The sequence below is a fragment of the Mycobacterium sp. E1214 genome (assembly GCF_001666755.1).
Taxonomy (GTDB): Bacteria; Actinomycetota; Actinomycetes; order Mycobacteriales; family Mycobacteriaceae; genus Mycobacterium.
The window spans coordinates 1-26,286 of record NZ_LZJC01000050.1; the positions used below are offsets into that span (position 1 = coordinate 1).

A 26,286-nucleotide genomic window follows, 5' to 3' on the forward strand; every position below is an offset into this window, starting at 1 on the left:
GCGCCTCGGCCGCGGGGGCGGCCGGCGTGGCCGCCGGTGCGGGGGCGGGCCGCGCCGGGGCGTCGGAGGCCGGAATCGACAGGTCCAGGCGGGTCTCGATCCGTTCGACGCGCTGCAGCAGCGCCGACTCGGTGTCGCTGGCCGACGGCAGCAGCAGGCGGGCGCAGACGACCTCCAGCAGCAGCCGCGGCGCCGTCGCGCCACGCATCTCCCCCAGCCCGGCCTGCACCACCTCCGCGTAGCGGGTCAGAGTGGCCGGCCCGATGCGGACCGCCTGCTCGCGCATCCGCTCCAGCACGTCCTCGGGCGCGTCGACCACCCCGCGGCTGACCGCGTCGGGCACGGCCTGCAACACGATCAGGTCGCGGAACCGCTCCAGCAGATCGGTGGCGAAGCGCCGCGGGTCGTGGCCCGCGTCGATCACCGACTCCACCGCCCCGAACAGCGCCTGGGCGTCCGCCGCGGCCAGGGCGTCCACCGCGTCGTCGATCAGCGCGACGTCGGTGGCGCCCAGCAGGCCCAACGCCCGCTGATAGGTGACGTGGGAGTTCTCCGCGCCGGCCACCAGCTGGTCCAGCACCGACAGCGTGTCGCGCGGCGAGCCGCCGCCGGCACGGATCACCAGCGGGTACACCGCGTCGTCGACGACGACGCCCTCCTGCTCGCAGATCCGCCCGACCAGCCCCCGCATGGTCTTGGGCGGCAGCAACCGGAACGGGTAATGATGCGTGCGCGACCGGATGGTCGGCAGCACCTTCTCGGGCTCGGTGGTGGCGAAGATGAAGATGAGGTGCTCGGGCGGCTCCTCGACGATCTTGAGCAACGCGTTGAACCCGGCCGTGGTGACCATGTGCGCCTCGTCGACGATGAACACCCGGTACCGCGACTGCGCGGGCGCGTAGAACGCCCGGTCCCGCAGCTCCCGGGTGTCGTCGACGCCGCCGTGGCTGGCGGCGTCGAGCTCCACCACGTCGATGCTGCCGGGCGCGTTCGGCGCCAGCGCCTGACACGAGTCGCACACCCCGCACGGGCTGGCCGTCGGGCCCTGGGCGCAGTTCAGGGACCGGGCCAGGATGCGGGCCGAGGACGTCTTGCCGCAGCCCCGCGGGCCGGAGAACAGGTAGGCGTGATTGATCCGGCCGGCTTCCAGCGCGATCGACAGCGGTTCGGTGACGTGCTCCTGCCCGACCACTTCGGCGAAGGTTGCCGGTCGGTACTTGCGGTAGAGAGCCACGGTGAGCAGGCTACCGGCGCGGCCCGACGACGGCCCGCCGCGCGGCGGTCGTCAGTGCACGCCCGACGCCGACGGCGCCAGCAGCCGCTCGGAGGCTGCCAGCAGCGCGCAGGTGGCCAGCCCGTCGACCGCGTCGCGCAGGTCCGGCAGCGAGGGGAACGTCGGGGCGATCCGGATGTTCTTGTCCTCGGGGTCCTTGCGGTAGGGGAACGACGCGCCCGCCTCGGTGACCGCGATCCCGGCGTCCTTGGCCAGGGCGACGGTGCGCCGGGCGGTGCCGGGCAGCACGTCGAGGCTGATGAAGTAGCCGCCCTTGGGTTCGGTCCAGGAGGCGATCTTCGAGTCGCTCAGCCGCTGCTCCAGGATCTCCGCCGCCAGCGCGAACTTGGGCGCCAGGATCTGCTGGTGGCGCAGCATGTGCAGGCGCACCCCGTCGGCGTCGCGGAAGAAGCGCAGGTGCCGCAGCTGGTTGACCTTGTCCGGGCCGATCGACTTCTTGCCCGCGTACTGCAGGTACCAGGCGATGTTGCCCAGCGAGCCGCCCAGGAAGCTGACGCCGGCCCCGGCGAAGGTGATCTTGGAGGTGGAGGCGAACACGTAGGGCCGGTTCGGGTTGCCGGCCTTGGCGGCCAGCCCCAGGACGTCGACCTGGCGCAGGAAGTCGTGCGTCAGCGTGTGCACGGCGTACGCGTTGTCCCAGAACAACCGGAAGTCGGGGGCCGCGGTCCGCATCTGCACCAGGCGCAGCACCGTGTCCCAGGAGTAGGTGACGCCCGTCGGGTTGCCGAACACGGGCACCGCCCACATGCCCTTGATCGCGGGATCGGCGGCGACCAGCTCCTCGATCAGCCCCACGTCGGGGCCGTCCTCGAGCATCGGCACGGCGATCATCTCGATGCCCATCGTCTCGGTGATCGCGAAGTGGCGGTCGTAGCCGGGGGCGGGGCAGAGGAACTTGACGACCGGTTCGTCCTTCCAGGGCCGCTGCGAGTCCACGCCGCCGTAGAGCATCGAGAACGCGACCAGGTCGTGCATGAGTTCCAGGCTGGAGTTGTTGCCGGCGATCAGGTTCTGCACCGGGATGCCGAGCAGCTCGCCGAAGATGGCGCGCAGCTCGGGCAGTCCGTGCAGGCCGCCGTAGTTACGGGTGTCGGTGCCCTCGCTGTCGCGGTAGGAGTCACCGGGCAGGCTGAGCAGCTGGTTGGACAGGTCGAGCTGGGCCGGCGACGGCTTTCCGCGGGTCAGGTCGAGCGACAGCTTCTTGGCTTGCAGCTCCGCGTAGGCCTGCTCGTTGCGGGCATGTTCGGCGGCAAGCTCGGTAGCTCCGAGGGACTCCAGCGACACCATGGACCCATTCACTCCTCGACCGTGGTTGCGGGGTCAGCGCGGGCCCCAGACGATAGGGGACCCCGCGCACCCGACAGAGCCCATTGACCCTTGCTGCCTTCCGGCCCTGGGGGAGTTCACAGGATAGACGCCGCGCGGGGTCCGGCAACGAGTCTAGTACCCGGTTCCGCGCGACAGGCGAGCGACTGGCAGCAACCGACGTGGCCTCGGTTACCATGGCCCACGGAGGATTCGCCTAGTGGCCTATGGCGCTCGCCTGGAACGCGGGTTGGGTTAACAGCCCTCGCGGGTTCAAATCCCGCATCCTCCGCCAATTGGCCGGGTCGGTCACCTTTAGGCTGACCCGTGCCGATCAGCTTGAGGAGGCTTATGGGGCGCAAGGTCGCCGTCTTTTGGCACGCGTCGTTCTCGATCGCTGCCGGCTTCCTCTACTTCTTGTTCGTGCTGCCCCGCTGGCTCGAGCTGATGGGTGACACCGCGCATTCCCTGGGGACGGCGCTGCGGATCGTCACCGGTGCGGTCATCGCGCTGGCGGCGCTGCCCGTGGTGTTCACGCTGCTGCGCACCCGCAGGCCAGAGTTCGGCACCCCGCAGCTGGCGCTGACGCTGCGGGTGTGGTCGATCGTGGCCCACGTCCTGGCCGGCGTGCTGATCATCGGCACCGCGATCAGCGAGATCTGGCTCAGCCTGAACGCCGCCGGGCGCTACCTGTTCGGGATCTACGGCGCGGCCGCCGCGATCGCCGTGCTGGGCATCTTCGCCTTCTATCTCTCCTTCGTCGCGGAACTTCCGCCGCCGCCACCCAAACCGATCAAGGGGAAGAAGCCGAAGAAGCGTCGGGACAAGAAGCGCCTGGCCGACTTAGACGAAACGGCCGACGACGAAACGGCCGACGACGAAACGGCCGACGACGAGGTGGTTGCCGACGCCGCGGACGTCGACGACAGCGAGACGGAAGCCCAGCCCGAGACGGAAGCCGAGCCCGAGCCCGACACCGTCGTGGCCGACGCCGAGGCGACGCCACCCGCCGAGCCCAAGCAAGAAGCCCCCGACGAAACCCCCGAAGACCCCGAGCCGGCCGACGAGCCCGATGCGGACGTCCCGGCGCGGCTGCGCAACCGGCGCCCCACGGGCAAGGGGTCGCACCGGATGCGTCGCAGGCGCACCCGCAGCGGCGTCGCCCTCGACGAGGACTGAAACCCCTCGATCAGCCCTTGTGCCGCATCCGCGCCACGTAGTCCCCGAGCAGCCGCTGCGTGTGCTCGGCGCCCCACAGCCGGCGGACCTCGTCGTCGGTGACGCCGCGGGCGCGCAGGCGCGCCATCGTCGGCTCCCGCAGCTGGGCCTTGGTGTGCCGATACGCCTCGGCGGGGATGGCGCCGAGGTCGGCCGCCTCGGCCACCGCAGCCTCGAGCAGGTCCTCGGCGACGACGCGGTGCGCAAATCCGGCGGAGATGGCGTCGGCTCCGCGGTAGATCCGGCCGCCGAGCAGCGCGTCCTCGGCGTGCCGCCCGCACGCGTAGCGCAGCACCTCCAACGCGGCCACCGGGAAGGGCACGCCGACGCGCACCTCGGTCGCGCCGATCTGGGCGTCCGGTCCGATCAATCGCCGGTCGCAGGCGCAGGCCAGCACGCAGCCACCCGCGATGGCGGCGCCGTTGATCGCGGCCACGGTCGGGCCCTGGTAGGCGAACACGGCTTCGAAGGCCGCGGACAGCGCGGGCACCAGCCGGTCGGTGTAGTCGGCGCCGCCGTCGACCACGCGGTTCAGGTCCACCCCCGCGCTGAAGACGCGACCCGCCCCGGTGATGACGAGGGGCCCGGCGCCCGAATGCGCCAGCTCGTTCACCGATCGGGCCAGCTCTTCGAGCAGTTCGACGTCGAGGGCGTTGACGCGCCCGGCGGTCAGGGTCAGGATGCGGACGTCGCCGGAGCGTCGGGCCTCGATCATGGTCATGCCCGTCAGCTCGCCGCGACCAGGACGACGGGGATGTCGGTGTTCTCGTCGGTGTGGTAACTGGCGCACACCCGGTGGTAGCCGTCGGCGATCTGCAGGGGGACGCCCTTCGCGAAGTTGCCGCGCACCAGCAGGATCGGCGACAGCGGCTGGCCTTTCTCGATCTTGGCGAGGTCGTCGGCCACGTGGGGATTGCCGACGTCGAGCAAGCCCAGCTGGGCCGCCCGCAAGATGTCCTTGGCCTTCTTGTGCGCGACGGTTCCCGCCTTGAGCTCCTTGATCAGCTTCTTCACCGTCTTGCCGTCGGCGAGCATGGCCAGGTAGTCGGCCGCCGCCGGGAAGTCGTGAGCTTCGGGCTTGCTCAGCCACTGCACGCCTGCCATCGATGATCTCCCTTTCGTGGCGCCTCGACGGCGCTTCCGCGGCGCCGATCACGACGGAGCCTACCGGCGCCGGGGGCGTTTTCGGCCGACATATTGGCCGCCGAATCCACCTATTGGGGCAGACCGAAAACCCCTATGCTGAGCGAGTGCCAAACACCTATCGCGTCGTCCAGTGGAACACCGGAAACGTCGGCAAGAGCTCGCTGAAATCGATCGTCACCAACCCCACCCTCGAGCTCGTCGGGTGCTACGCCTGGTCCCCCGCGAAGGCCGGCCGCGACGCCGGGGAGCTGGTCGGCATCGCCCCGGTCGGCGTCACGGCCACCAACGACGTCGAGGAGCTGCTGGCCCTCAAGCCGGACTGCGTGGTCTACAACCCGATGTGGATCGACGTCGACGAGCTGGTCCGCATCCTGTCCGCGGGGGTCAACGTGGTGACGACGGCGTCGTTCATCACCGGGCACAACCTCGGCGCGGGCCGCGACCGGATCCTCGAGGCGTGCGGCAAGGGCAACGCGACCATCTTCGGGTCCGGCGTCAGCCCGGGCTTCGCCGAGCTGCTGGCCATCGTGTCCGCCATGGTGTGCAACCGGATCGACAAGGTGACGGTCAACGAGGCCGCGGACACCACGTTCTACGACTCGCCGGACACCGAGAAGCCGGTGGGCTTCGGCCAGCCGATCGACAATCCGGAGCTGCCCGCGATGGCGGCCAAGGGCACGGCGATCTTCGGCGAGGCCGTCCGGCTGGTGGGTGACGCGCTGGGCGTCGAGCTCGACGAGGTGCGCTGCGTGGCCGAATTCGCCCAGACGACGGCCGATCTGGAGATGGCCTCCTGGACCATTCCGGCCGGCTGCGTCGCCGGCACCTACATCAGCTGGCAGGGGCTCGTCGGCGACACGGTCCTGATCGACCTCAACGTGCGCTGGCGCAAGGGACAGACGCTCGAGCCCGACTGGAAGATCGACCAGGACGGCTGGGTCATCCAGATCGACGGGCAGCCCACGGTCACGACGAAAGTCGGCTTCCTGCCGCCGCCCTACTTCGAGGCGACCACGCTCGAGGAGTTCATGGACCTCGGTCACATCATGACCGCGGTGCCCGCGCTCAACGCGATCCCGGCAGTCGTCGCCGCGCCGCCCGGCATCGCGACCTACGCCGACCTACCGCTCACCCTCCCGCGGGGGAATGCCCACGTCAGCCGGGCCCGCTGAACGGCGCTCAGGGCGGGCCGTCCGCCGGCGGCTCGTCCGGGCCGGGCGGCCGCTGGGGCGGCGACTCGCCCAGGTACCGGCGCAACCGCAGCAGCTGATTGACCACCATGCCGATGCCCACCAGCATCAGCGCCGCCACTATCACCACCACGACCGCGGTGCTCACACCGTCCATGATGACAGGGCCATGGGTTTGGGCGGCTCCCGTCGCCGGGTAGATACCCCGGCATGAGTGCCGAAGACAAGCTGAAGAACAAGATCGAAGACCTCGGCGGCCGGGCCAAGGAGGCCATCGGTAAGGCCACCGGCGACCACGAGACCAGGGACGAGGGCCGGGCGGACCAGGCGAAGTCCAGCCTCAAGGACGCCGGCGAGAAGGTAAAGGACGCCTTCAAGAAGTAATGGGAACCGTCAAGACGGGGCGCCGGTTGCTGGCGTCCGGTGCCCTCGCGCTCGGACTGGCCGGCACGCTGGTGGCCAGCGTGCCGCCAGCGTCCGCGGACCCGTGCCCGGACGTCGAGGTGGTGTTCGCCCGCGGTTCGGGTGAGCCCCCGGGCGTCGGCGGAATCGGCCAGTCGTTCGTCGACGCGCTGCACAACCGCGTCGGCGGCAGGACCTACGCGGTCTACCCGGTGAACTACCTGGCCAGCACCGACTTCGCCAACAGCAACTTCCCGTCGACGGTCATCGACGGCATCCGCGACGCCAGCTCCCACATCGAGGCGACGGCGGCCAATTGTCCCAACACCCGCGAGGTGCTCGGCGGCTATTCGCAAGGCGCCGCCGTGCTGGGCTACGTCACGGCCGCGACCGTGCCGCCGGGCGTGCCCGCGTCGGCGGTGCCCCCGCCGATGCCCCCGGAGGTGGCCCGGCATGTCGCCGCGGTCACCCTGTTCGGCACCCCGTCGGGTCAGTTCCTGGACAAGTACCACGCGCCCCCTCTCGTCATCGGGCCGTCGTATCAGCCCAAGACCCTCGAGCTATGCGCCCAGGGCGACCCGATCTGCGGCAGCGGGGACGGCAGCGACCCGGCGGCGCACGTCTCCTACGGCCTGAACGGCATGACGAACCAGGCCGCGGACTTTGCCGCGAGCCACCTGTAGGCGCCGCGGACCCGGATAGCAGAATCACACCATGCGCGTTCTGATCACGGGCGGTACCGGATTCGTCGGCGGCTGGACGGCCAAGGCCATCGAGGACGCCGGTCACACCGTCCGGTTCCTCGTCCGCAACCCCAAGAAGCTCGACACCACCGTCGGCACCCTGGGGGTGGACGTCTCGGACTTCGCCGTCGCCGACATCACCGACCGGATGGCGGTGCGCGACGCGCTGCAGGGCTGCGACGCCGTCGTGCACAGCGCCGCGCTGGTCGCCACCGACCCGCGGCAGACCGCCGACATGCTGGCCACCAACATGCAGGGCGCGCAGAACGTGCTGGGCCAGGCCGTCGAGCTCGGGCTGGACCCGATCGTGCACGTCTCGAGCTTCACCGCGTTGTTCCATCCGGGCCTCGAGACCATGACGGCGGATTTGCCGGTCACCGGCGGGGCGGACGGCTACGGGACGTCGAAGGCCCAGGTGGAGATCTACGCCCGCGGGCTGCAGGACGCGGGCGCGCCGGTCAACATCACCTATCCGGGGATGGTGATCGGGCCGCCCGTCGGGGACCAGTTCGGCGAGGCCGGCGAGGGTGTGCGGGCCGCAGTGCAGATGCACGCGATCCCGGGGCGCAGCGCCGGGTGGCTGGTGGTCGACGTGCGCGACCTGGCCGCCCTGCACGCGGCGCTGCTGGAGCCCGGCCGCGGGCCGCGCCGCTACACCGCCGGCGGCCACCGGGTGTCCGCCGGTGAGCTGGCGAACATCCTCGGCCAGGTGGCGGGGACGCCCATGCTGGCGGTGCCGATCCCGGACACCGCGCTGCGCGTCGCCGGGGCGGTGCTGGATCGGGCGGGCCGGTTCCTGCCGTTCGAGACCTCGATCACCTGGGCCGGCATGCAGTACTACACGCAGATGCCCGCCTCCGACGATTCGCCCAGCGAGCGGGAACTCGGCATCACCTACCGGGACCCGCAGCAGACCATGGCCGACACGTTCCAGGCCATTCGCGCGCAGGTCGCCGAGTAGGCGTCAGGCGGGCCGGATCTCCAGGCCGACGTGCACCTTGTCGATGCCGCCGCGCACGATCGAGTGGGCGTAGAACCACCAGGCGTGATACCAGTACCGCTTGAGCACGGCGTTGTAGACCCGCCGGGTCTCCGACTTCGGCAGCACCCGCGCGACGCCTTCGACCTCGTCGCTCTTGGGCTTGCCCAGCGCGGCGCTCTTGGCGAGGGTCACCCGCGGGGTGTTCTTGATCCGCTTGGTCTTCCACGAGCCGTCGTCGGTGATGACCAGGAGCTTGTCGCCGTCGGGCACCCCCCAGATGGGCGTGGGCTTGGGCCGGCCGTCCTTGGTGAAGGTCGTCAACAGCAGGTACTTGGACTTGATGACGTCCGCGAAGGTGATGGCCACGGTCGGTCCTTATCTGTCTGGGTTGCCAGGACCATTTCCCAATAGTTCACATTTTTAATCATTCAGTTCCGCGGCGTCGATCAGCGCGGCGGCGGCCGCCCGGGCGTGCACGGCGGGCGCGGTGTCGTTGAGCGAGGTCGCCAGCGCGGCCGCGCCCTCGAACAGCACGGCGAGCTGCTGGCCGAGCAGATGCGGGTCCGCCGCGCCGGCGTCCTGCGCGACCGCGATCAGCCGGCGGATGAAGTCTCGCTTGTGCGCCCTGACGATCCCGTCGGTGCTGGCCAGCGCCCCGGCCGATTCCACCGCCGCGTTGTGGAACGGGCAGCCGCGCACGACCTCGCCACGGCCCACGTCGAAGATCGCCAGGAGCCGTTCGCGGGGGGACAGCGTGTTGTCGTCGAGGCAGCGCTCGAGCGGCGAGCCACCGCGCTCATCGATGGCGCGCAGGTAGTGGTCCACCAGGTCGTTCTTGGTGGCGAAGTGCTGGTAGAGCGTGCGCTTGGACACGCTGGCCTCGCGGGCGATCAATTCGACGCCGGTCGCGTGAATTCCGTTGCGGTAGAACAGCCGCGCCGCGGCCCGCTCGATGCGCTCCCGCGCGCCCCGCCCGGGCCGGGTCTGCGCTCTGCCGACGTCGCTCATCGGTTCATGCTACACCGTTCGGTTTACAACGGCGGGCGTTGCGATTAGGGTGAGGCCAACCAAGTAAACCGATCAGTTTCATTCGAGAGGAAGCGGATGCGCAGTTCCCCCGAGGCGCGGCCCGGCACCCAAGACGGCTGGGGTGAGCAACAGTCACGGATGCTGACCTGGCACGACCCGATCGCCACCCAGGCCAGCGTCGCGTCGATGTCCGGCCTGTCCTACTGGCGCGCCGTCGCCGACGGCCAGCTGCCGCCCCCGCCGATCGGTGAGCTGATCCGGATGCGGGTCACCGACGTGGAACACGGCCGCATCGCGTTCAGCTGCGAGCCCGACGCGTCGATGTACAACCCGCTGGGAATGGTGCACGGCGGCGTGGTGTGCACCCTGCTCGACACGGTCACGGGCTGCGCGGTGCACACCACCTTGCCCGAGGGGGTCGCCTACACCTCGGTCGAAATCAAGGTCAACTACCTCAAGGCCGTGACCGTGGCGAGCGCTCCGCTGACCGCGGTGGGCACGGTCATCAAAGCCGGCTCGCGCATCGGGTTCGCCGAGGCCACCGCCAGCGACGCGGCCGGGAACCTGGTCGCCACCGCCACCAGCACCCTGTTGATCTTCCAGGCGCCCGGCCGACAGAACGGGTCCCGATGACCGCCCCGATCCTGGTGATCGGCGCGACCGGCCGGCACGGCGGCACCGGCGCGACCGTCGTCGACCAGTTGCTGCGCCGCGGGCATCCGGTGCGCGCCCTGGTGCGGACCGACGACGAACGCGCCGCCGAGCTGCGCCGGCGCGGCGCCGTGACGGTGCTCGGCGACCTGCACGACCGGGCGTCGCTGGTCCCGGCGGCGGCGGACGTGGCCGCCGTCTACTTCACCTACCCCGTTGCGGCCGGCGCGGTTTCGGCCGCCGCGAATCTCGCGTCGGCGCTGCGCGCCGCCGCGCCCGGCGCGCACCTGGTCGTGATGTCGATGGTGGTGTCCTCGGTCGAGAGCCCCAGCAAGCTGGGGCAGGCGCAGGCCGTCGCCGAGGAGGTGTTCGCCTGGGCCGGCCTCGATCCGACCGTGCTGCGGTTCGCCGGACTCTTCCACGAGAACGTCCTGCTGTTGCACGGGGCGACGATCCGGTCGGACCGTTTGATTGCCAACAGTTTTGGTGACAGTCCGGCGCCGTGGATCGGCGGCCAGGACGCCGCCGAGATCACCGTGGCGCACCTGCTCAGCCCGCGGCCGCCGGCCCCGGCCATCAGTTACCCGCCACCGGCCGAGGTGATCACCCACGCGCAGATCGCCCGTGTCATCGCCGAGCACACCGGGCGCGACGTCCGCTACCAGCCGCTGTCGGCCGCGGCGTGGCGCGCTGAACTCGAGCGCGCCGCCGAGTCAGACCCGGCCTCGCCCATCAACGCCGCCATGGCTCAACACATTTCAACGTTGGGCGCCGCGCTGTCGCAACGTTGCGAACCGATGGTCGCACCCGATCCGGACGCGCTGGCCGGCGTGCTCGGCCGGCCGCCGACCCCCTTCGCGGATTTCGTCAAGCGAAACCTGCACCGCTTCCTGCCGTCATCCAGCACGACCTGACACCGTCAACAAAGGAGCACACCATGTCATCGGTATTCATCACCGGAGCCAGCCGCGGCATCGGCCGGGCGCTGGCCACCGAATTCGGGCGCCGCGGGCACCGCGTGGTCGCCACCGCCCGCGACCCGCGCACGCTCGCCGACCTCGACGTCGACGCGCGCCTCGCGCTCGACGTCACCGACGACGCCAGCGTCACCGCCGCCGTCGCGGCCGCCGGCGACGTCGACATCCTCATCTCCAACGCAGGCTTGATCTTCTATGCCGCCGTCGAGGCCACCCCGCTGCCGGAGTTGCAACGCCTGCTCAACCTCAACACCGTCGGCGCGATCCGGGTGGCCCAGGCGGTGTTGCCGGGGATGCGGGCCCGCGGCGGCGGCAAGCTGCTGTTCATGTCCAGCGTGATGGGGCGCCTGGTGTTGCCGCCGGGGGCCGCCTACGCCGCGACGAAGTGGGCGCTGGAGGCGCTGGTCGAGGCGTTGGCCATCGAGGTCGCGCCCCATGGCGTGCAGGCCGCCCTGCTGGAACCCGGCGCGGTGAGCTCCGGGGCGCTCGACGACGTGACCACCTACACCCTGCCCGACGACCCCTACGCCGCGATCCTGCGCAACGGCGGGCCCCGCGCGGGCCTGATGACCCCACAGCGGGTCGCGACCGAGGTGGCCGACGCCGCCGAGCGGCCGGACCTGCCGTTGCGCATCCCGATCGGCGACGCCGCGCGGGCGGTGCTGGCCGCGCGCCGCACGGCTCCCGACGATGCGCCCTTCGACGCGGCGGCCGCCGCGGGCGAATCGGCGGCCTGATCACGGTCCTGACCGGCACCGATCGGGACGGCTCGCGGCGGGCGCAGCGGATCCGTGAAGTTTTGTCTCGAGGGTGTGAAAGCTTCGTTAAGAACGTGGCCGATCCTTCGGCCGGCCCGCACCGTAGAGGGATGACGCTCTTCGAGCTCCTCCCCTCGCTGCGGCACGGGTTGAACCCGCACCTCGACCGCGCGATCTGGCCGTTGAGCTCCTATGTCGACGACGTGGGCCGGCTGTGCGTCGGCGGGGTGGCGACGCCCGAGATCGCCGCCCAAAGCGGCACGCCCTGCTACGTCGTTGACGAAGAGGACTTTCGCGCCCGCATCCGCTGCTACCGCGCCACGCTTCCCGACGTCGAACTGCTGTACGCGGGCACGGCGCTGCTCAGCGTCGACGTGGCCCGCTGGGCCGTCGCCGAGGGCGCCGGGGTCGACGTGTGCTCGGGCGGCGAGCTGGCGATCGCCCTGGCCGCCGGCGTCTCGCCATCGAGGATCATCCTGCACGGCAACGCCAAGACGCCGGGCGAACTGCACGACGCGGTGGCGGCCGGGGTGGGGCGCATCGTCATCGACTCGCCGAACGAGATCGCCCTGCTGGCCGGGTGGCGGCGCCGGCAGAAGGTGCTGGTGCAGGTCATCCCGGACGTCGGCGCCGCGGCGCCCGAGCAGAAGTTCGGCTTCACCCTGGCCGGCGGTCAGGCGACGGCCACGGTCAAGCGCGTCGCCGACCAGCGGTGGCTGCAGCCGGTCGGGCTGCACTGCCAGCTCGGCTCGCAGCTCACCGACGCCGCGCCGTACGGCGCCGCAATCCGGCAGATGGTCGCCACGATGGCCGCGGTGCGCGACCGCCACCAGATCGTGCTCACCGAGCTCAGCCTCGGCGGCGGCCACGCCGTGCCGTACCTGTCCGGCGACCCGGAGTTCAACCTGCGCGAGCTGGGCGCCGTCATCGACGCCGCGCTGGGCGACGCCTGCGCCGACCACGACTATCCCCGGCCGAGGGTGGTCATCGAGCCGGGGCGGGCGATCGCGGCGCGAGCCGGGATCACCCTGTGCCGGGTGGTGACGGTCAAGCGGGGCCCGGGCGGGCGGACCTTCGTCGCTGTCGACGGCGGCGGGATCGATCACCCGCGCGAGGCCGTGCAACACACGAAATACACCGTCGCGCTGGCGAATCGTCATCAGCCTTCGGCGACCGCTCAGGTCACGGTCGTGTGCCGCGACTGCGGCGCCGACGACGAGATCGCGCGCGACGTCCAGTTGCCCGCCGACATCCGTCCGGGTGATCTGCTGGCGATCGCGTGCACCGGCGCCTATCACCACTCGGTGGGATCGAGCCGCAATATGGTCGGTCGACCGCCGCTCGTCGGGGTGTCCGGCGGGCGGTCCCGCGAATTGGTGCGCCGAGAGACCATCAGCGACCTCCTGGCCCGCGACAGCGGCTGGCCGGGATCGGGTGGTGACTGATGGTGTCGCTGGGCGCCGTCCGCGACGCGGCGAGCCGCGGCGCAACCACGCTGCGATTGGACGCGCCCACCCGGGCCTGGGGCGGCGCGGCGTCGCTGCGCGTCACCTCCGCGTACGCGGTCCTGCTGATCGCGGTCTACGCGGGCCTGAACGCCCTGGGTCCGCACGCGCGCCACGTCGCCGTCAGCCGCATGAGCACCAACCTGCACAATCTGGCGCGCGGGCATCTGGGCACCCTGATCGGCAGCGCGTTCGTCGACGACGGCGGTGAGCTGTGCCTGTGGCTGCCGGGGCTGGTATGCCTGCTCGCCCTGGGGGAAATGCTCTGGCGCAGCATGGGTTTGCTGATCACCTTCGCGGTCGGCCACATCGGTGCCACGTTGATCGTGGCGGTGGGGTTGGTCGCGGCGGTCCAGTCGGGGTGGTTGCCGTTCTCGGTTGCCCGGGCCAGCGACGTGGGCATCAGTTACGGCGCGGTCTGCGTCCTGGGCGCCCTGACGGCGTCGCTACCGCCGCGGTGGCGCGCGGCGTGGGTGGGCTGGTGGCTGGGCACCGCGACGCTGGCCGCGGTGGCCGCCGACTTCGACTTCACCGCCGCCGGGCACGTAGTGGCGCTGCTGCTCGGCATGGGCCTGTCGTTCCGGCTGCGCGCGACGACCGCGTGGACGCCGGTCCATCTGGCGTTGCTCGTCGTGGGCGGCACGTTCGGATTCTTCCTCGTCTCGGGGCCGTCCGTGCTGGCGCCGTGCGGCGGGCTGGCGGGTGCCGCGGTCGCGTGGGTCGCCACCCGCAACCGCGTGTCCGCCGGCCCACCGCCGATCAACCCGTGAGTGTCTCGACTCGGTAGCGGCTGGCGGTCCACGGTGGGCCGTCCGCGGCGGGTGTCAGCGTGATGGTGATCCGACTTTTTCCGGCTGTCGCGGCCGGCGGCAGCAGATAGGTGTCGTCCAGCCAGCGGTGCACGGTGTTGCTGCGCGGCTGGAGCCAGTCGCCCACCTGCGCCCCGTCGACGGCGACGCCGGCCGACTGGAAGCCGGCCGCCTGGTCGGACGTGCGGCGCAGCGCCACACCGCGGTTGCCGGGGTCCACCGCGACGTCGAAGCTGATCGGTGCCACCGTGGCGCGCACGAGGCCCGCGACCGGGCGGGTGTCTTCGACGCCCTCGTACTCGCTGACCAGCAACTGGTCACCGGCATCGGTGTCGGTGTAGGCGTGCTGGAACCGGCTGAGCGGATCGGCGGGGTCCACCTCGTCTCCGTCGGCGAGCGTGTCGCCTGGCTGGGTGTAGAGGAAGGCCGTTGAGCTGTAGTCGGGTTGGACCATGTTGCGTTTGCCGTGCTCGATGCCGAACCGCAGCGCGTCGTGGTAGCCGACGGCCTCGGCGAGCATGAGCCGGTAGGCGGCGACGCAGTAGTCGGCGCAGCCCCCGGTCGCGGTGCGCTGGTCCGGCTGGCCGGTGAGGGGATCGCTGAAGTTTGTGCCGTTCTTGAAATACCAGCCACCCTCGTACAGGTCTTCGGTGCCGGTGCCGTACCACTGGGGAGAGGCGGCGCCGTCGGTATAGACGCGTTCGGCACCTTCGAGGAAGTAAGGCGCGTCGTCGCTGAACGCCGTCTTGGTTCGCTGGCCCCGGATGGTGTGGCTGACCCCGACGAACTTGCCGTGCCCCCGCTCGTCGGCGAACACCCAGTCCTGTCCCAAGGTGGTCGCTCCGGCGTGCGAGCGCGCCGTGAAATAGCCGGCGCGGCCGTCGGCCAGGGCGGCGGCCCAGTGGGCGTCGGGCGCCGTCTCGACCTGCGTGCCGACGGCCGTCGCGGGCTCGGAGCCGGTGTTGTCCAGGCTCAGCCGGACGGTATTCGCGAACGGCATCGGCCACCAAGACGACAGCTCGACGCCAGAATCCCGTGGGGCGGCGGCGAACATCAGCGACTGCACGGGGTTTGCACCGAGCCCGGCGCCAAAGAACTCCCCGAGCGGGGAGTCGACCGTGGTGCGGCCGTCGAACTCGATTCGCAACCGCAGGTCCGACAGCAATCGGTCGGTCGGTTCGGGCAGCCGCACGCGCAGCGCCGAGACGGTGCCGGGCCCCGAGGATTCCGCGAGCACCACGCTGGCCCCGGCGGGCACGTCGACCACGCGTTCGCTACGCGCCGCCGCCCTCGACGCCGGTTTGGGGTCGCCGGTTCCCGCGGCGCGCAGGGTGGCGAGCACGTCGAGGGCGGGGTCCGACGGCGAGAAGGTGCTGATCCCCTGGGGGCTGGGGAACTGGCGGTAGTCCACGTGGTAGTACTCCAGATGCGACGTGACGCTGATCCGCATCGAATTGCGGTATGGCATGGGGACTTTGACGTAGACACCGCCCGGCGATTGCGCGGCGTTGGCCACCAACGGCCACACGAACGGCGCGCCCAGCGCGCCGTCGACCAGCGACTGCAGTTCGGTGTCCACGACGGTGCGCCCGTCGAGCTCGATGCGCACGTTTCCCAGGGCGCGCACGTTGCCGCCGTCGCGGGTCAGCCAGATCGAGTCGATCTCGCCGGCGCCGTGATCCTCGGCGATGACGCAGCCGGCGCCCCCCGGCGCCAGGCACCCGCCGTTGCCGTTGTGGTTACCGGTCGAGATGTCGTAGTCGCCGCCGCCGCGATCGAAGCTGGACACCTGCAGCGTCTGCGTGTCCGCGCTGAGGTAGGGCAGCCGGTCCAGTTGCCGGTAGGTCTCCCAGCCGACCAGCCGGTCGGCGAGCCCCGCGGCCCCCGGCTCGGCCACGGCGAGACCGGCGGTACCCACTCCGACGAGCAGGGCCAGCAGCGTCGCGCAGGACGCGGACAGCGCTCGCACCGCCGCGGCACCGCTCACTCATGGTCCTTGTGTTTGAGGTCGGTGTCCTTGCTCGGCTGCACCCGTTTGGGCTCCCCGGGCATCTTCGGATAGTTGGGCGGGTAGGGCATGTCACCGAGCCCGCGTTCGGCGTCGGCGGCGGCCATTTCCAACAGCGGCGCCAGCGATTGGTCAACGTCGTCCATTGCGGCCCAGGGGTTTTCGCGGTCCTTCAACAGGCCGGGAACGGTGGCCATGGTGTAATCGTCGGGTTCGGCGCTCGCCAGCTCGTCCCAGGTGAGCGGGGTGGAGACGGTGGCGATCGCGGTGCGCCGCACCGAGTAGGCCGACGCCATGGTGCGGTCGCGGGCGTTCTGGTTGAAGTCGATGAAGATGCGCTCGCCGCGTTCCTCTTTCCACCAGGACGTGGTGACCGCGTCCGGCGCCCTGCGTTCCACCTCACGCGCCAGGGCGATGCCCGCCCGGCGCACCTCGATGAAGTCCCAGTCGGTGGCGATCCGCAGGAAGACGTGGATGCCGCGGCCGCCGGACGTCTTGGGGTAGCCGACCAGGCCGAGCTCGTCGAGCAGCGGCCGCAGCACGTCCACCGCGACGGCGCGGGCCTGCGGGAAACCGACGCCAGGCTGCGGGTCGAGGTCGATGCGCAGCTCGTCGGGGTGGTCGGTGTCCGGGCACCGCACCTGCCACGGGTGCAGGGTCACGGCCCCCATCTGCGCTGCCCACACGATGGCCGACGGGTGCGTCACCTGCAGGGCGTCGGCCGTGCGCCCTGACGGGAACGTCACGCGGCAGGTCTTCAGGTAGTCGGGGTGATGCTGCGGGACCCGCTTCTGGTAGATCTCCTCGCCGTCGATGCCGTCGGGGAAGCGCTGCAAGTGCGTGGGGCGGTCGCGTAGCGCGTCGAGCATCGGGCCGCCGGCGACGCTCAGGTAGTACTCGACCAGTCGGCGCTTGGTGCCCTTCGACCCCAGTTTGGGGAAGTAGACCTTGTCCGGATTGGTCAGGCGCACCGCGACGCCGTCGACATCGAGCTCCTCTGCCGCAGCCATAGGGTCGATTCCAGCACAATCGGGGTATGGACCTGCCTGTCATGCCGCCGGTGTCGCCGATGCTGGCGAAATCGGTGCGTGCTATCCCGCCGAACGCGTCGTACGAGCCCAAGTGGGACGGCTTCCGGTCCATCTGTTTCCGCGACGGCGACGGCGTCGAGCTGGGCAGCCGCAACGAGCGGCCGATGACGCGCTACTTCCCCGAGTTGGTCGACGCGGTCCGCGCGGAGCTGCCGCCGCGCTGCGTGATCGACGGGGAGATCGTGGTCGCCACCGACCGGGGACTGGATTTCGAGGCGTTGCAGCAGCGCATCCATCCGGCCGACTCGCGGGTGCGCATGTTGGCCGAGAAAACGCCGGCGTCGTTCATCGCCTTCGACCTGCTGGCGCTCGGCGACACCGACTACCTGCGGCGGCCCTTCACCGAGCGCCGGGCGGCGCTCGTCGACGCCCTGCCGGAAACGGGCCGGTCAATCCACGTCACGCCGGCGACCACCGATCTCGACCTCGCGCAACGCTGGTTCGACGAGTTCGAGGGCGCCGGCCTCGACGGGGTCATCGCCAAGCCGCTGGACATCACCTATCAGCCGGACAAGCGGATCATGTTCAAGATCAAGCACGAGCGGACCGCCGATTGCGTGGTCGCCGGCTACCGGGTCCACAAGTCCGGCGGCGAGTCGATCGGCTCGCTGCTGCTCGGGCTGTACCAGGACGACGGCCAGCTGGCGTCGGTCGGCGTGATCGGCGCCTTCCCGATGGCCGAGCGACGCAGGCTCTTTGCCGAATTGCAGCCGTTGGTCACCGATTTCGAAGGTCACCCGTGGAATTGGGCGGCCCACGAGGCGGGTGAACGCACGCCCCGCAAGAACGAGTTCTCCCGCTGGAACGCCGGCAAGGACCTGTCCTTCGTCCCGCTGCGCCCGGAGCGCGTGGTGGAGGTGCGCTACGACCACATGGAGGGCCAACGGTTCCGGCACACCGCGCAGTTCAACCGGTGGCGGCCGGACCGCGACCCGCGCTCCTGCACCTACGAACAGCTCGACCAGCCCGTGACCTTCAGCCTCGCCGACATCGTGCCCGGCCTCGGTTAAAACGGCGGCGGCTCGTTGCGTCGCGCGACGCGTGCCGCGTTGAGCGCCCGTTCGGCGTCGATTCGGCGGGCGCGGTCCTGCCGCCGGGTGCGGCGGCGCGTCGGCATCATGACCCCACGGTTCCCGGCTGGCGGGGAAGCTGTTGCCGCCAAGTGCAATTCGCCCGTCGGCTGACAGAGGGCAGGGTACAGCAGGCGGCTGCCCGGGTGGGTGGTGTAGGTGCGCCCTGACGGTGCGGTCCAGACGACGGTGCCGTCCGGGCACTGCTCGTCGGTCCAGCCCGGCCAGAACGTTTTCAGCAGATGATGTTTTCGGCACAGACATTTCAGGTTGGACGCGTGGGTCGGCCCGATCGGATAGGGCACGGTGTGGTCGATGTCGATGAACTCCGCGGGCGGGGCGATCGCAATCCGGGAAGCGGCACGTCATGTCCCGGCACCGGACGAACCGCTCCAACTCGGCCGACGGCCGGTACCTCGGCTCGGGTGGCGCGTCGCCGGGGTGCCACACCGGGCGGACCTTGGCGCCGCGATGGACCAACTCGGCCACCAGCGCCGGTGGTACCAGGCCGCCGCCGGGAATGACGGCGGACGGCGCAGGGGCGGCCGGAACGTCGGGTTCCGGATCCGGCGCGAGCACCTCACCGAGCACAGTCTCGGGGGTGACGACGATGCGTTCCGAAGGCCGTTCGCCGGACATGTGCGGGTCAGGAGCGACGGCCAGTGCCGACTCGTCGGCCACCACGTGGACGACCACGGCGGCGGACCGCTCGTCGGGGCCCGTACCAATCGGGCAGGTGGCGCTCCCGCATCCGCACGAAAGGTGTTGCGCTCCAACGGCGAGAGCGCCGAGCGCGTCGGCGCGCCGCTGCGCGAGGGTGCGCGGGTCATCGGGGCACACTTGTTCGGCGAGCTGGGTGAGCCGCCGGTCCAACGCGGCGGCGTCGGTCGCATACAGGCGGCCCCACAGGCTTGCGGTTCCCGACGCGTCGTCGGACTGATCGATGACGACCCGGCGGCTGCGCGCGGCGGCGATCGCGCGCAGCACAGCGCCGGGATCGTGTTGGTCGACGATCGCGTCGATGGCTTGCGCGGTCTTGCCAACCGACAGCGGGCCGAAACGCACGGCGGCATCGGCCAGTCGCGCGTCGACGAGCCGCAACGCATCGGGATCCTTGATCAGGTCGGTGTGCCACACGATCGTCGAAGCCAATCGGACGCCGATATCACCGCGAGCCAACAGCGCCGCCACCTGGGGCAGCCGGTTACCGAGCGCGACAGCCAGATACATCTGCGACGACGCCATCGCGTGGCTGATGCCCTGTGCCGCAGCGACTTCCGCGGCCATTGCGTCCCAATTGTCACAGGACCAGTGCGCGCAATCGGTGGGACCGTCGGCGTGGCGACGCACGAACTCCGCCGTTGCCGCCAGCCGGCGCGCGGCGGCGACCGCCTCCGCGCGGGCGCCCGACGCGATCGGCGCCACGACGGCGGCGTCATCGGCACTACCCAGCGCCGCGGTACTCGACAAATCGCACATACGTTCGAAGATAGTCGCCCGTGCCGTCCACACCCACCTCTCGACGGCAATCTGTGGATAACTCCCCGACTGTGCATAACCAGGCGGTTTGGCCGCAGCACCCAGAGGGCACGCCAGAAGACATGTCAGTGACAGCGTTTCAAGACCTCCCGCTGGCCGACCGCGACCGCAAGTGGGACGGCGATGCCGCCGAGAAGCGGGTGCGTAAGTGGGCGGACGCGCAGGACGGGCCCAACCAGAAATACCGAGACGCCCACGTCTGGTACGACGGCGACAAGAAGGACAACTTCACCGCGTACAAGCTGCTCATCGCCGACGTGATCGACGGCGACCTGAAAGCCGTGCCCCGTGGGGTGATGGCCGCCGGGGCCATCATGGACGGCGCCCGCGGCGGTATCGACCTGCCCGACAACGACGTCGACCGCGTCAAGAGCCACCTGGCCAAGTACTACAAGAAAATGGGCGAAACCGCGCCCTGGGAACGGAGCTGACTGCGCCGGGGCCGCCCTGGTAGCGGGGCTGATTACACCGCGATCCGCAGTGCCGCCAACCCGCGCAGCGTCACATTGGTCTTGTAGACCGGGATGCCGTCCAGTCGGGCGTGCGGGAAGCGCGCCGTGACGGCGGACAGCGCCACGCCGGCCTCCAACCGCGCCAGCGGTGCGCCCAGGCAGTAGTGGGCACCGCGCCCAAAACCCAAGTGCCGCAAGCCTGTCCGATCGGGGTCGAAGACATCCGGCCGATCGTATTCAGCCGGATCGCGCTGGGCCGCGGCGGTCAGCAGCATCATGATGTCACCGGCGGGCACAGTGACCTCGCCGACCGTCATGTCGGCCGCCGCCGTCCGAGCGATCATCTGCACCGGCGGGTCATACCGCAGGGTCTCCTCGATGACGGCCGGTGCGCGGCCGGCGTCCGCGCCGAGCGCGGCCCATTGGGACGGTTCGCGCAGCATCGCCAGCACGGCGTTGCCGATGAGGTTGACGGTGGTCTCGTGGCCCGCGACCAGCAGCAGCACGCACGTCGACACGATCTCCTCGGCGCTCAGCTGGTCACCCGACTCCTCCACCGCGATCAACCTCGACATCAGGTCGTCGCCGGGTTGCGACCGGCGCCGCTCGATCAGGCCGCGCAGATAGGAGCGCAGCCACATGCCGGCGTCCATCCGCTCGGCCAGGTTGTCCGACGGCGTCCCGGTGAAGGCCACGAACGGATCCAGCGATTGCGCCAGCAGCGCCGACACCCGGCTGAATTGCGGTTCGTCTTCCAGCGGCACCCCCAGCAGGCGGCAGATGACCGCCACCGGCAGGGGGTAGGCCAGGTCCTCGACGACGTCGAAGTGCCCTCGCTCGGCGATCCGGTCGAGCAATCCGTCGATCAGGGCGGTGATGTCGGGCCGCAGCGCGTTCACCACCTTGGGCGCAAAGGCTTTGCTGACGAGTTGGCGCAGCCGGGTGTGATCGGGCGGGTCGAGGAATAGGAAGCCGGGCGGCGTCTGGGGCGGCACCGCGGCGCCCGCCGCGACCAGCTCGCGGGTTTGCTCCTCGATCTGGCGCCGGGCGGCCGTCGACTTCAGCCGGTCGTTGCTCGATGACGGGTGCCGCAGGGCCTCGTCACAATCTCGGTAGGTCGCGAAGACCGCCAGGTTGCCCTCGGCCAAGCGAAACGAGCCGCGGCCGCGGAACCGGGCGAACAACGGGTAGGGGTCCGCCCGCGACGCGGGGTCCAGCAGTTGCAGCAGCAATCCTTGCGATTCGGCCTGCTCGGGCTCCGTGGGCGCGGTGGGCATGCCGACATTCTGCCCGCAGCCACGCCGCGCCGCCCTCAGCGCCGCAGGAACTCGACGATGTGGCCGGCCAGCTCCGGCCCCGCGTCCTCCTGCACGAAGTGCCCGGCACCGCGGATCACGGGATGCTCGATCCCTTGCGCGCCGCGCATCGTGCGCTGGAAGACCGGGCCCATCGGCCCGGTGATCGGATCGCCGTCGCTGAACGCCACCAGCATTGGCGTCGGGCTGGCCGCCAGGGTCGCCCACGCCGCCTTGTTGGCCAAGGCCGCGGGATCCTCCGGTGACGTCGGCACCAACGCCGGCATGGCGCGGGGGCCGGCGCAGTACTCGTCGGCGGGAAACGGCGCGTCGTAACCCGCGCGAACCTGCGCGCTCATCGGCCGGCGGCACCCGCCCTGCACGAACGCGCCGATGTCGAGCGTCGGCGCCTTCGTGATGGCCTCGCGGAATCGCCACCAGACGTCGGCCATGGGTTGCTCGCCGTCGGGCAGGCCGGTGTTGGCCACGACCAAGCCGGTGAAGCGCTCGGGATGCTCTGCGGCAAGCCGCAATCCGATGAGACCGCCCCAGTCCTGACCGACCAGGGTGACGCCGTGCAGGTCGAGCACGTCGAACGCCACGGCCCGCATCCACTCGACGTGGCGCGCGTAGCTGTGGTCCTCGCGGCGCGCAGGTTTGTCCGAACGGCCGAACCCCACGAGGTCCGGGCAGATGACGCGATGCCCGGCGGCGGCCAGCGCCGGAATCATTCTCCGATACAGGTAGGACCACGTGGGCTCTCCGTGCAACATCAACACGGGCTCGGCGTCGCGCGGGCCGTCTTCGACCCAGGCGACGCGCAGCGTGCCGCCCTCACCGTCCGGCACGTCGCAATAGTGTGGCGCGTAAGCGAAGTCGGGCAGACCGTCGAACCGGTTCTCCGGTGTCCGCAGCGTCAGCATGTCACGTCCCTTCCCGCAAGTGCGCCAAAGCCGGATCAGCCAGCAACCGATCCAGGAAGCCGACCTGGCCCTTCAGCAGCTTGGCGCGCGCCTGCGCCACCGAAAACCATTGCACCTTGTCGACTTCCGGGAACTCGCGCATCCGCCCCGAACCCTTGGGCCATTCGAGTTCGAAGGTGTTGCTCCGGGCGTCGGTGATGTCGAGGTCGCTGCCCACGGCGAAGGCGGTGACCACCTTGCCGCCGGATTGTTTGATGGCCCCCAGGTCGACGCGCGGCCCGGCGGGCACCGGCAGCCCGAGTTCCTCGAGGAACTCCCGTTGCGCGGTCGGCCACGGGTCCTCGCCCTCGGCGTACTCCCCCTTCGGAATCGACCACGCCCCGTCGTCCTTGCGGGCCCAGAACGGGCCGCCCGGATGAGCGATCAACACCTCGAGGATACCGTCGCGCGCCCGGTGTAGGAGCACTCCCGCGCTCAATTTGGGCATCGAATCTCACAGTCCGACAGCATGTTCCAAGTCTTTGAGCGACGATTCCAGGTGCGCGAGCAGCCGCTGCAAATGCGGCACGCTGCGTCGGCAACCCACCAGGCCGAAGTCGAGATTGCGGGCGTTGTTGGCCAGCGTGATGTTAAGGGCCTGGCCGTCCAGCACGATGGACAGCGGGTAGTTGCCGTCCAGCCTGGCGCCGCCGCAGTACATCGGCTGGGTGGGCCCCGGCACGTTCGAGATGATGATGTTGAACGGCGGCGACGTCGAGTTCACCCAGCCCGGGACGGCCGCCAAGGCCAGCGCGGAGGTGTTGACCGCGGACAGCGCCAGCGCCTGAAACCGGGGCAACTGCGAAAACACCGTCTTATTGCTGCGCATCGATTCGTTGATGGTTCGCAATCGTTGCGCTGGATCGTCGGTATCGGTCGCCAGGTTGCACAGGATGGCGCCGACGAGGTTGCCGCCGGCGTCGGCCTCGTCCTCGGTGCGCAGGCTCACCGGAACCATCGCGATCAGCGGCGCGTCCGGTAACGCATTCTGCTCCAACAGGTAATAGCGCAGGGCACCCGAACACATCGCCAGCACCACGTCGTTGACCGTCACCCCCGCCGCCCTCTTGACGGCCTTGATGCGCTCCACCGACCACGACTGCGCCGCGCACCGGCGGGCGCCGCCGATCTTGACGTTCAACATCGTTCGCGGCGCTCCGAAGGGCAGGGTGACCTGCTGCTCGAACAGCGCCGCCCGCGCCAACGACACCGTCGAAGGGCCAAGCGCGACAAGCGATCCCGCGGTGCGGCGCAACGAGGCCAGCGGTGCCGAGGAGCTCCGCGGCCGGGGCCGTTTCGGCAGGGTCCACGGCGCCCGGATCTCGGTGTCGTCGGGGTCGGTCGACAGCGCGCGCTGCATCAACTTCTGCGCCGAGACGCCGTCGATCAGCGCGTGGTGGATCTTGGTGTACACGGCGAACCGGCCGTCTTTGAGACCCTCGATGACGTGCGTCTCCCATAGCGGGCGGTGCCGGTCGAGCAGGGCGCTGTGCCACCGCGACGTCAGCTCCAGCAGTTCGCGGACCCGCCGCGGCGACGGCAGCGCCGAGCGGCGCACGTGATAGTCGACCTCCACGTGCTTGTCGTATGCCCAACCGAGGTTGGCGATTCCACCCACGAACGTCGCCGGGTGTTTGCGGAAGGTCGGTTGAAAATCGTCTTGGGCGGCCAGCCGGTCGTAGAACTCCCGGACGAAGCCGCGGCCGGCGCCCTGCGGCGGCTCGTACAACTGCAGGCCACCGACGTGCATCGGGTGCTCCCGAGACTCTCCGAGGAGAAATATCGCGTCGGTGGGCGCCATCAAGTCCATCCACCCATTACACCCATTTCGGCTGGTTACCGAAAGCACACCGTGGCCGGACACGCGCCGGCCCGCCGCGTCCCCATACTGGGCTCAACAGACGTGCCGCCGATACGCCCCGCGAGGAGCCGGACCGCGATGGAAAAGTTCACCCCGTCGATCGACTGGGATCACGAGCTGGCGTCCTCGACCCTGTGGATCGCCCAAACCTGGACGATCAGCGCCGGGTGCCTCGTGCTCTTCGGGGTCGCCGTCGTTCACCTCACCCGATGGGGCGAGCAGTTCTGGCGCGTGACCGGCCGCTACTTCACCGGCCGGCACAGCGTCCCGGTATGGGTCTTGTTGGGCGCGCTGTTGCTGTCGGTGATGATGGCGGTGCGCATCGAGATCCTGCTCAGTTACTACAGCAACGACCTGTACTCGGGGTTGCAGACCGCGTTTCAAGGCGCCGGTGCGGGCAATAAAGCGGTGCGCGACTCCGGGATTCACGGCTTCTGGGTGGCGGTGTGGATTTTCTGCATCATCGCGACCGTGCACGTGTGCCGGGTGATGGCCGATTTGTATCTGACGCAACGGTTCGTCATCCGGTGGCGGGTGTGGCTCACCGAACGGTTGACCACGGACTGGCTGGACGGCCACGCCTACTACCGCGCCAGATTCATCGACGCGACCATCGACAACCCGGACCAACGCATCCAGCAGGACATCGACATCTTCACCGCCGGAATCGGCGGTGCGGCCAACCACCCGAACGTCGGCACCTCCGGCAAGTTGCTGTTCGGGGCGGTGCACGCGGTGGTCTCGGTGATCTCCTTCGCCGCGATCCTGTGGCGGCTCTCCGGCACCCTGCACCTGTTCGGCATGAGCCTGCCCAAGGCCCTGTTCTGGATCGTGCTCGGGCAGGTGACCATCGCGACGGTGGTCGCGTTCTGGCTGGGCCGCCCGCTGATCGGGTTCAGCTTCCGTAACGAGGCGCTCAACGCCGCCTTTCGCTACGCGCTGGTCCGGCTGCGCGACGCCGCGGAGGCGGTCGGGTTCTACCGCGGGGAGCGGGCCGAACGGACCCAGTTGCTCAACCGCTTCGACGCCACGATCGCGAACTACCGGCGCTACGTGCGGCGCACGATCGGGTTCCTCGGCTGGAACGTGACCGTCACCCAGGTGATCACTCCGCTGCCGTTCATCGTGCAGGCGCCGCGGTTGTTCGCGGGCAGCATCAAGCTGGGCGGGGTCACGCAATCGTCCAGTGCCTTCGGCCATATCGAGGACTCGCTGTCGTTCTTCCGCAACGCCTACGACCGCTTCGCCAGCTACCGCGCCGTCATCATCCGCCTCGACGGCCTGGTGCGGGCCAACGCCGCGGCGCGGCAACTGCCGGAGCTGGCGACGGCGCCCAGCGCCGACGGTGTGGTGGAGCTCGCCGGCGTCGAGGTCCGCACACCGGCCGGCGCGCAACTCATTTCGTCGCTCGACCTGCGCCTGACGCCGGGGGACGCCCTCGTCGTCACAGGCCCGTCCGGCAGCGGGAAGACGTCGCTGCTGCGCGCGCTGGTGCAGCTGTGGCCGTACGCCTCGGGCACGCTGCGCCGCCCCGACGGTAGCCATGAGGTGCTGTTCCTCTCGCAGCTGCCCTACGTCCCACTCGGCTCGCTGCGGGCGGTGGTCTCCTACCCGGCCGTGGCGGGCGACGTCGACGACGCAACGTTGCAGGAGGCGTTGCGCAACGTGGCGCTGCCCAACCTCGTCGCCCGGCTCGACGAGGAGCGGGACTGGGCCAAGGTGCTCTCCCCCGGCGAGCAGCAACGCATCGCGTTCGCGCGCCTCCTGGCGCTCCGGCCCAGGGCGGTCTTCCTGGACGAGGCCACGTCGGCGGTCGACGAGGCGCTGGAGTTCTTGCTGTACAACCTGTTACGCGCCGAGCTGCCCGACGCTGTCGTCGTCAGCGTCAGCCACCGCAGCACCATCGAACAACACCATCACCTGGAGCTGGCGCTGCTGGGCGGGGGCGCCTGGCACCTGCGCGACATCCCCGAACAGATTTCGTCGACCTGACCGCCGT

The 26,286-nt window shown here is 70.3% G+C and carries 27 protein-coding genes, 1 tRNA gene, 1 other RNA gene and 1 pseudogene; 14 read left to right on the forward strand and 16 right to left on the reverse strand.

What is annotated here, in order from left to right; all coding sequences use genetic code 11:
• The 3 genes from A5700_RS06000 to ffs all read right to left on the reverse strand — a co-directional run.
• On the reverse strand, positions 1–1,234 hold a 1,234-nt coding region (locus A5700_RS06000; RefSeq protein WP_068204538.1), incomplete at its 3' end, for a DNA polymerase III subunits gamma/tau.
• A 51-nt stretch (positions 1,235–1,285) separates the two neighbouring features.
• Positions 1,286–2,581, reverse strand: a complete 1,296-nt coding sequence (locus A5700_RS06005) for an aminotransferase class I/II-fold pyridoxal phosphate-dependent enzyme (protein WP_068071433.1) — start codon at positions 2,579–2,581, stop codon at positions 1,286–1,288.
• Positions 2,582–2,631: 50 nt separating this feature from the next.
• An RNA gene (ffs, locus tag A5700_RS06010) (signal recognition particle sRNA small type) lies at positions 2,632–2,728 on the reverse strand.
• Positions 2,729–2,805: 77 nt separating this feature from the next.
• On the opposite strand from ffs, the gene A5700_RS06015 reads away from it, so the two are divergent.
• Positions 2,806–2,894: transfer RNA gene (locus tag A5700_RS06015), tRNA-Ser, on the forward strand.
• 56 nt (positions 2,895–2,950) lie between these two features.
• Positions 2,951–3,778: an SPOR domain-containing protein gene (locus A5700_RS06020; protein ID WP_068071431.1), complete on the forward strand. Its 828-nt coding sequence runs from the start codon at positions 2,951–2,953 to the stop codon at positions 3,776–3,778.
• Positions 3,779–3,788: 10 nt separating this feature from the next.
• Here the strand turns inward: A5700_RS06020 and A5700_RS06025 are convergent, their stop codons facing one another.
• Together A5700_RS06025 and A5700_RS06030 are read right to left on the reverse strand one after the other, a co-directional pair.
• The gene (locus A5700_RS06025; RefSeq protein ID WP_068071429.1) at positions 3,789–4,538 is read right to left on the reverse strand and encodes an enoyl-CoA hydratase/isomerase family protein; all 750 of its coding nucleotides are present in this window, start codon (positions 4,536–4,538) and stop codon (positions 3,789–3,791) included.
• A 5-nt stretch (positions 4,539–4,543) separates the two neighbouring features.
• On the reverse strand, positions 4,544–4,921 hold the full coding sequence (locus tag A5700_RS06030; RefSeq protein WP_068071427.1) for a hypothetical protein: 378 nt from the start codon (positions 4,919–4,921) through the stop codon (positions 4,544–4,546).
• A 146-nt stretch (positions 4,922–5,067) separates the two neighbouring features.
• Between A5700_RS06030 and A5700_RS06035 the strand changes: the two genes are divergently transcribed.
• Positions 5,068–6,135 carry a dihydrodipicolinate reductase gene (locus A5700_RS06035; RefSeq protein WP_068071425.1) on the forward strand — a complete coding sequence of 356 codons (1,068 nt, stop codon included), beginning with the start codon at positions 5,068–5,070 and terminating at the stop codon, positions 6,133–6,135.
• 7 nt (positions 6,136–6,142) lie between these two features.
• Here the strand turns inward: A5700_RS06035 and A5700_RS26535 are convergent, their stop codons facing one another.
• The gene (locus A5700_RS26535; RefSeq protein ID WP_197502870.1) at positions 6,143–6,301 is read right to left on the reverse strand and encodes a hypothetical protein; all 159 of its coding nucleotides are present in this window, start codon (positions 6,299–6,301) and stop codon (positions 6,143–6,145) included.
• A 62-nt stretch (positions 6,302–6,363) separates the two neighbouring features.
• Here A5700_RS26535 and A5700_RS06040 point away from each other — a divergent pair, with 62 nt between their 5' ends.
• From A5700_RS06040 to A5700_RS06050, 3 genes are read left to right on the forward strand one after another with little or no spacing between them, the layout of a single operon-like run.
• Positions 6,364–6,537, forward strand: coding sequence for a CsbD family protein (locus A5700_RS06040; RefSeq protein WP_068071423.1), 174 nt, complete (start codon positions 6,364–6,366; stop codon positions 6,535–6,537).
• Complete coding sequence (locus tag A5700_RS06045; protein WP_082960549.1) at positions 6,537–7,238, forward strand: cutinase family protein; 702 nt, start codon at positions 6,537–6,539, stop codon at positions 7,236–7,238. The genes A5700_RS06040 and A5700_RS06045 overlap by 1 nt, the downstream gene beginning before the upstream one ends.
• Positions 7,239–7,269: 31 nt before the next feature.
• Positions 7,270–8,259, forward strand: a complete 990-nt coding sequence (locus tag A5700_RS06050) for an NAD-dependent epimerase/dehydratase family protein (protein WP_068071421.1) — start codon at positions 7,270–7,272, stop codon at positions 8,257–8,259.
• Positions 8,260–8,262: 3 nt separating this feature from the next.
• Here the strand turns inward: A5700_RS06050 and A5700_RS06055 are convergent, their stop codons facing one another.
• Together A5700_RS06055 and A5700_RS06060 are read right to left on the reverse strand one after the other, a co-directional pair.
• On the reverse strand, positions 8,263–8,646 hold the full coding sequence (locus tag A5700_RS06055; protein WP_068071419.1) for a PPOX class F420-dependent oxidoreductase: 384 nt from the start codon (positions 8,644–8,646) through the stop codon (positions 8,263–8,265).
• 54 nt (positions 8,647–8,700) lie between these two features.
• Positions 8,701–9,288, reverse strand: a complete 588-nt coding sequence (locus A5700_RS06060; protein WP_068071417.1) for a TetR/AcrR family transcriptional regulator — start codon at positions 9,286–9,288, stop codon at positions 8,701–8,703.
• A gap of 96 nt (positions 9,289–9,384) precedes the next feature.
• Between A5700_RS06060 and A5700_RS06065 the strand changes: the two genes are divergently transcribed.
• From A5700_RS06065 to A5700_RS06085, 5 genes are all read left to right on the forward strand, one after another.
• A complete protein-coding gene (locus tag A5700_RS06065) occupies positions 9,385–9,942 on the forward strand; it encodes a PaaI family thioesterase (RefSeq protein ID WP_068071415.1) in 558 nt (185 codons plus the stop codon).
• The gene (locus A5700_RS06070) at positions 9,939–10,874 is read left to right on the forward strand and encodes an NmrA family NAD(P)-binding protein (protein WP_068071413.1); all 936 of its coding nucleotides are present in this window, start codon (positions 9,939–9,941) and stop codon (positions 10,872–10,874) included. The genes A5700_RS06065 and A5700_RS06070 overlap by 4 nt, the downstream gene beginning before the upstream one ends.
• A 23-nt stretch (positions 10,875–10,897) precedes the next feature.
• Complete coding sequence (locus A5700_RS06075) at positions 10,898–11,674, forward strand: SDR family NAD(P)-dependent oxidoreductase (RefSeq protein ID WP_068071411.1); 777 nt, start codon at positions 10,898–10,900, stop codon at positions 11,672–11,674.
• A gap of 131 nt (positions 11,675–11,805) precedes the next feature.
• Positions 11,806–13,140: a diaminopimelate decarboxylase gene (lysA, locus tag A5700_RS06080; protein WP_068071409.1), complete on the forward strand. Its 1,335-nt coding sequence runs from the start codon at positions 11,806–11,808 to the stop codon at positions 13,138–13,140.
• Positions 13,140–13,970 (forward strand): rhomboid-like protein, encoded by an 831-nt coding sequence (locus A5700_RS06085; RefSeq protein ID WP_231973835.1) that lies wholly within the window; start codon positions 13,140–13,142, stop codon positions 13,968–13,970. The genes lysA and A5700_RS06085 overlap by 1 nt, the downstream gene beginning before the upstream one ends.
• Here the strand turns inward: A5700_RS06085 and A5700_RS06090 are convergent.
• Both A5700_RS06090 and ligD read right to left on the reverse strand, forming a co-directional pair.
• Complete coding sequence (locus tag A5700_RS06090; RefSeq protein ID WP_231973836.1) at positions 13,960–15,927, reverse strand: glycoside hydrolase family 172 protein; 1,968 nt, start codon at positions 15,925–15,927, stop codon at positions 13,960–13,962. The genes A5700_RS06085 and A5700_RS06090 overlap by 11 nt on opposite strands.
• 65 nt (positions 15,928–15,992) lie before the next feature.
• Positions 15,993–17,027, reverse strand: coding sequence for a non-homologous end-joining DNA ligase (ligD, locus tag A5700_RS06095; protein WP_068071407.1), 1,035 nt, complete (start codon positions 17,025–17,027; stop codon positions 15,993–15,995).
• Between the two features lie 26 nt (positions 17,028–17,053).
• Here ligD and A5700_RS06100 point away from each other — a divergent pair, with 26 nt between their 5' ends.
• On the forward strand, positions 17,054–18,118 hold the full coding sequence (locus A5700_RS06100) for an ATP-dependent DNA ligase (protein WP_068071405.1): 1,065 nt from the start codon (positions 17,054–17,056) through the stop codon (positions 18,116–18,118).
• Here the strand turns inward: A5700_RS06100 and A5700_RS27375 are convergent.
• Both A5700_RS27375 and A5700_RS06105 read right to left on the reverse strand, forming a co-directional pair.
• The gene (locus tag A5700_RS27375) at positions 18,115–18,483 is read right to left on the reverse strand and encodes an HNH endonuclease signature motif containing protein (protein ID WP_369828233.1); all 369 of its coding nucleotides are present in this window, start codon (positions 18,481–18,483) and stop codon (positions 18,115–18,117) included. The genes A5700_RS06100 and A5700_RS27375 overlap by 4 nt on opposite strands.
• A gap of 124 nt (positions 18,484–18,607) precedes the next feature.
• Positions 18,608–19,657, reverse strand: a pseudogene (locus tag A5700_RS06105) (DUF222 domain-containing protein); the annotation flags it as partial.
• 122 nt (positions 19,658–19,779) lie between these two features.
• Between A5700_RS06105 and A5700_RS06110 the strand changes: the two are divergent.
• Positions 19,780–20,148, forward strand: coding sequence for a hypothetical protein (locus tag A5700_RS06110; protein ID WP_068071403.1), 369 nt, complete (start codon positions 19,780–19,782; stop codon positions 20,146–20,148).
• Positions 20,149–20,180: 32 nt separating this feature from the next.
• Here the strand turns inward: A5700_RS06110 and A5700_RS06115 are convergent, their stop codons facing one another.
• Genes A5700_RS06115 through A5700_RS06130 form a run of 4 tightly spaced genes read right to left on the reverse strand, consistent with a single transcriptional unit; the run spans position 20,181 to position 24,236 of the window.
• Positions 20,181–21,446 (reverse strand): cytochrome P450, encoded by a 1,266-nt coding sequence (locus A5700_RS06115; protein ID WP_068071401.1) that lies wholly within the window; start codon positions 21,444–21,446, stop codon positions 20,181–20,183.
• A gap of 35 nt (positions 21,447–21,481) precedes the next feature.
• Positions 21,482–22,387 (reverse strand): haloalkane dehalogenase, encoded by a 906-nt coding sequence (locus A5700_RS06120; RefSeq protein WP_068071399.1) that lies wholly within the window; start codon positions 22,385–22,387, stop codon positions 21,482–21,484.
• A gap of 1 nt (position 22,388) precedes the next feature.
• The gene (locus tag A5700_RS06125) at positions 22,389–22,874 is read right to left on the reverse strand and encodes an NUDIX domain-containing protein (RefSeq protein WP_068071397.1); all 486 of its coding nucleotides are present in this window, start codon (positions 22,872–22,874) and stop codon (positions 22,389–22,391) included.
• Positions 22,875–22,880: 6 nt separating this feature from the next.
• Positions 22,881–24,236 carry a wax ester/triacylglycerol synthase family O-acyltransferase gene (locus A5700_RS06130; RefSeq protein WP_068071395.1) on the reverse strand — a complete coding sequence of 452 codons (1,356 nt, stop codon included), beginning with the start codon at positions 24,234–24,236 and terminating at the stop codon, positions 22,881–22,883.
• Between the two features lie 129 nt (positions 24,237–24,365).
• On the opposite strand from A5700_RS06130, the gene A5700_RS06135 reads away from it, so the two are divergent.
• The gene (locus tag A5700_RS06135) at positions 24,366–26,279 is read left to right on the forward strand and encodes an ABC transporter ATP-binding protein/permease (RefSeq protein WP_068071393.1); all 1,914 of its coding nucleotides are present in this window, start codon (positions 24,366–24,368) and stop codon (positions 26,277–26,279) included.
• The last annotated feature ends 7 nt before the right edge of the window (positions 26,280–26,286 follow it).

Coding starts and splice junctions, on each gene's coding strand:
- A5700_RS06115 (WP_068071401.1), bottom strand. CDS start 21,446: ATGCCCACCGCGCCCACGGAGCCCGAGCAGGCCGAATCGCAAGGATTG.
- A5700_RS06030 (WP_068071427.1), bottom strand. CDS start 4,921: ATGGCAGGCGTGCAGTGGCTGAGCAAGCCCGAAGCTCACGACTTCCCG.
- A5700_RS06135 (WP_068071393.1), top strand. CDS start 24,366: ATGGAAAAGTTCACCCCGTCGATCGACTGGGATCACGAGCTGGCGTCC.
- A5700_RS06120 (WP_068071399.1), bottom strand. CDS start 22,387: ATGCTGACGCTGCGGACACCGGAGAACCGGTTCGACGGTCTGCCCGAC.
- lysA (WP_068071409.1), top strand. CDS start 11,806: ATGACGCTCTTCGAGCTCCTCCCCTCGCTGCGGCACGGGTTGAACCCG.
- A5700_RS06060 (WP_068071417.1), bottom strand. CDS start 9,288: ATGAGCGACGTCGGCAGAGCGCAGACCCGGCCCGGGCGGGGCGCGCGG.
- A5700_RS06110 (WP_068071403.1), top strand. CDS start 19,780: ATGTCAGTGACAGCGTTTCAAGACCTCCCGCTGGCCGACCGCGACCGC.
- A5700_RS06050 (WP_068071421.1), top strand. CDS start 7,270: ATGCGCGTTCTGATCACGGGCGGTACCGGATTCGTCGGCGGCTGGACG.
- A5700_RS06005 (WP_068071433.1), bottom strand. CDS start 2,581: ATGGTGTCGCTGGAGTCCCTCGGAGCTACCGAGCTTGCCGCCGAACAT.
- A5700_RS06085 (WP_231973835.1), top strand. CDS start 13,140: ATGGTGTCGCTGGGCGCCGTCCGCGACGCGGCGAGCCGCGGCGCAACC.
- A5700_RS06025 (WP_068071429.1), bottom strand. CDS start 4,538: ATGACCATGATCGAGGCCCGACGCTCCGGCGACGTCCGCATCCTGACC.
- A5700_RS06040 (WP_068071423.1), top strand. CDS start 6,364: ATGAGTGCCGAAGACAAGCTGAAGAACAAGATCGAAGACCTCGGCGGC.
- A5700_RS06125 (WP_068071397.1), bottom strand. CDS start 22,874: ATGCCCAAATTGAGCGCGGGAGTGCTCCTACACCGGGCGCGCGACGGT.
- A5700_RS06130 (WP_068071395.1), bottom strand. CDS start 24,236: ATGGACTTGATGGCGCCCACCGACGCGATATTTCTCCTCGGAGAGTCT.
- A5700_RS06020 (WP_068071431.1), top strand. CDS start 2,951: ATGGGGCGCAAGGTCGCCGTCTTTTGGCACGCGTCGTTCTCGATCGCT.
- A5700_RS06065 (WP_068071415.1), top strand. CDS start 9,385: ATGCGCAGTTCCCCCGAGGCGCGGCCCGGCACCCAAGACGGCTGGGGT.
- A5700_RS06070 (WP_068071413.1), top strand. CDS start 9,939: ATGACCGCCCCGATCCTGGTGATCGGCGCGACCGGCCGGCACGGCGGC.
- A5700_RS06100 (WP_068071405.1), top strand. CDS start 17,054: ATGGACCTGCCTGTCATGCCGCCGGTGTCGCCGATGCTGGCGAAATCG.
- A5700_RS06045 (WP_082960549.1), top strand. CDS start 6,537: ATGGGAACCGTCAAGACGGGGCGCCGGTTGCTGGCGTCCGGTGCCCTC.
- A5700_RS06075 (WP_068071411.1), top strand. CDS start 10,898: ATGTCATCGGTATTCATCACCGGAGCCAGCCGCGGCATCGGCCGGGCG.
- ligD (WP_068071407.1), bottom strand. CDS start 17,027: ATGGCTGCGGCAGAGGAGCTCGATGTCGACGGCGTCGCGGTGCGCCTG.